Here is a 2,732-nt window from a genome sequence, read left to right as displayed (position 1 = left end):
GACGCATCGTGATCTCGTTGCGGCTCATCTCGAGCGAGAAGACAACAGAAGTCTTCCCGTGCTTGATTGACGCAGAACGGACAATATCGATTCCTAGGGTCGATTTTCCAATTGCAGGCCTCGCGGCAATAACAATCATTTGTCCGGGGTGCAATCCATTGGTCAAACGGTCCAGGTCCGCGAACCCCGTCGGCACCCCGACCATGCCCACGCCGCGGTGCCCCGCCGCCTCGATCTCGTCGACCGCTCCGCCGATGACGTCGCCGAGCCGGTGGTAGTCCTCGGACGCGCGTCGCTCGGTGACCGCGTACACCTCGGCCTGCGCGTTGTTGACGATGTCGTCGACGTCGCCGCCGTCGGTCGCGTAGCCGAGCTGGACGATGCGCGTTCCGGCCTCGACGAGGCGGCGCAGGACGGCTCGCTCCCGCACGATCCGCGCGTAGTACCCGGCGTTGGCCGCGGTCGGCACCATCGAGATCAGGGTGTGGAGGTAGGGCGCCCCGCCGATGCGGGTCATCTCGCCGCGCTTGGTCAGCTCGTCGGACACCGTGACCGCGTCGGCCGGCTCGCCCCGGCCGTACAGGTCGAGGATCGCGTCGTAGACCGCCTCGTGCGCCGGGCGGTAGAAGTCGTTGCCGCGCAGCTGCTCGACGACGTCGGCGATCGCGTCCTTCGAGATCATCATGCCGCCGAGGACGCTCTGCTCGGCCGCGATGTCCTGCGGAGGGGTGCGGTCGAACTCGCGGGTGCGGCCCGACCCCGACGGCATGCCGTACTCGAGCTCTTCGATCGTCACAGACCCATCCCCGCCTCGACCTCAACCTACCGAACACACGTTCTACCGGGAGGGTCCGACACCCCTGCACGACCGCGCTCCCAGCGAGGTCCGACGCCCTGCGTACGCCGACGTCGAGAATGGCCTCGACGCACCGTCGACCACTCCGACGCGAACGCCTACGCGAGGCTAGAGCCGATTGGCCCGCAGGGAAAACGTTGCCGTCCACAGGGCCTGGGGACGACGGTCGATCCCCTGTGGACGGTGTCCGATTTCGCTGTGCACAGGGTGTGGGCGCGCCTGTGGATAATCATCTCCGGCAGGTCCGAGCGGGCGGCTCGACCGGCCCAGACGCTGTGCACCGCCTGTGGACGGGAGACTTGTGGCCAAGATTTCATCTGCTGGACAGATTCCGTCCACCATCGACCGGCAGATCGCCACCCTCGCCGTTCCTGCTCTCGGTGCCCTCGTCGCGGAGCCGCTGTTCGTTCTCGTCGACTCCGCAGTCGTCGGCCATCTGGGCACCGCGCAGCTGGCCGGGCTGTCGCTCGCCTCGACCGTCCTGGTGACCGTCGTCGGCCTGTGCGTCTTCCTCGCGTACGCCACCACGGCGAGCGTCGCGCGCCGACTGGGCGCCGGCGATCGCAGTGGAGCGCTGCAGGTCGGCATGGACGGGCTGTGGCTCGCCCTCGCGCTCGGCGTCGTCCTTGCGGTTGCGGCGTGGCTGGGCGCGCCGGCGGCGGTCGCGGCCCTGGGAGCCGACGGCGCGGTCGCCACGCACGCTGTGACGTACCTGCGCTGGTCGGCGCCCGGGCTGCCCGGCATGCTGCTCGTCCTGGCGGCCACCGGGGCGCTCAGGGGCCTCCTCGACACGCGCACCCCCCTCGTGGTGGCCGGCGTCGGAGCCGTCGCCAATGCCGTCCTCAACATCACGCTCGTGTACGGGTTCGGTCTCGGCATCGCGGGGTCCGGGCTCGGCACCGCGATCGTCCAGGTGGCGATGGGCGCGGTCCTCGTCGCCGTCGTCGTCCGCGGTGCCCGCGCGCTCGGAGCCTCGGTCGCGCCCGCTGCGGGCGGCATCCTGGCCAACGCGCGCTCGGGTGCCCCCCTCCTCGTGCGGACCGCATCCCTGCGCCTCGCGATCCTCGCGACGGTCTGGGTCGCGACCGCGCTCGGCGACGTGACGCTCGCCGGCCACCAGGTCGTCAGCGCTCTGTGGAGCCTCGCGGCCTTTGCGCTCGACGCGCTTGCCATCGCCGCTCAGGCCCTCGTCGGGCACGCCCTCGGGGCCGACGACGTCCCTCGCGCCCGCGCGGTCCTGCGCCGGACCCTGACGTGGGGCGTCGGCGCCGGCGCGGTGCTCGGGCTGGTCCTCGGAGCGAGCGGCTGGCTCCTCGCGCGCCTGTTCACCTCCGACCCGGACGTGCGCCGGGCCGTCACGACGGCGCTCGTCGTCCTCGCGCTCGCCATGCCCGTGGCCGGCTGGGTCTTCGTGCTCGACGGCGTCCTCATCGGGGCGGGTGACGGCCGCTACCTCGCCTGGGCTGGCATCGCGACCCTGCTGGCGTACATGCCCTGCCTGCTCGCCGTGCGGGCCTGGGCGCCGGGCGGAGCCGTGGGACTCACCTGGCTGTGGGTCGCGTTCGCGGGCGCGTTCATGCTCGCGCGCGCGCTCACGACGGGGCTGCGCGCCCGCGGCGACGCCTGGACTGCCGTCGGCGCCTGACGCGCCGAATCGCTGCGGCGGCACGTGGAGCCTGGCGCCCTGGGCGCGCAACGGTCTGGCCGCGGCCGCCGACGACACCCCCGGCAACGGCAGGAGGCCGGCACCCCGAAGGGTGCCGGCGTCCTGGACGTCCTGGTCGAGCCGGTGAGGGTGAGCTCAGCCGGCGACGACGTTGACCGTGATGGTCGCGGAGACCTCCGGGTGCATCCGAAGCTGCACCTTGTACTCCCC

The 2,732-nt window shown here is 71.8% G+C and carries 3 protein-coding genes; 1 reads left to right on the top strand and 2 read right to left on the bottom strand.

Annotation, left to right across the window (positions count from 1 at the left end):
* A partial coding sequence (locus tag VFW79_RS11005) for a DnaB-like helicase N-terminal domain-containing protein (RefSeq protein WP_329677349.1) occupies positions 1–796 on the bottom strand: 796 nt, incomplete at its 3' end.
* Between the two features lie 361 nt (positions 797–1,157).
* Between VFW79_RS11005 and VFW79_RS11000 the strand changes: the two genes are divergently transcribed.
* Positions 1,158–2,501 (top strand): MATE family efflux transporter, encoded by a 1,344-nt coding sequence (locus VFW79_RS11000; RefSeq protein WP_329677348.1) that lies wholly within the window; start codon positions 1,158–1,160, stop codon positions 2,499–2,501.
* 156 nt (positions 2,502–2,657) lie between these two features.
* Here the strand turns inward: VFW79_RS11000 and VFW79_RS16510 are convergent.
* Positions 2,658–2,732: 50S ribosomal L9 C-terminal domain-containing protein (locus VFW79_RS16510; protein WP_414647943.1), on the bottom strand; the 75-nt coding region annotated here is incomplete at its 5' end.

It is taken from the genome of Cellulomonas sp. (assembly GCF_036279715.1).
GTDB lineage: Bacteria > Actinomycetota > Actinomycetes > Actinomycetales > Cellulomonadaceae > Cellulomonas_A.
The sequence above is the reverse complement of the archived record's forward strand: the minus strand, read 5'-3'. Positions and strand labels throughout refer to the sequence as shown.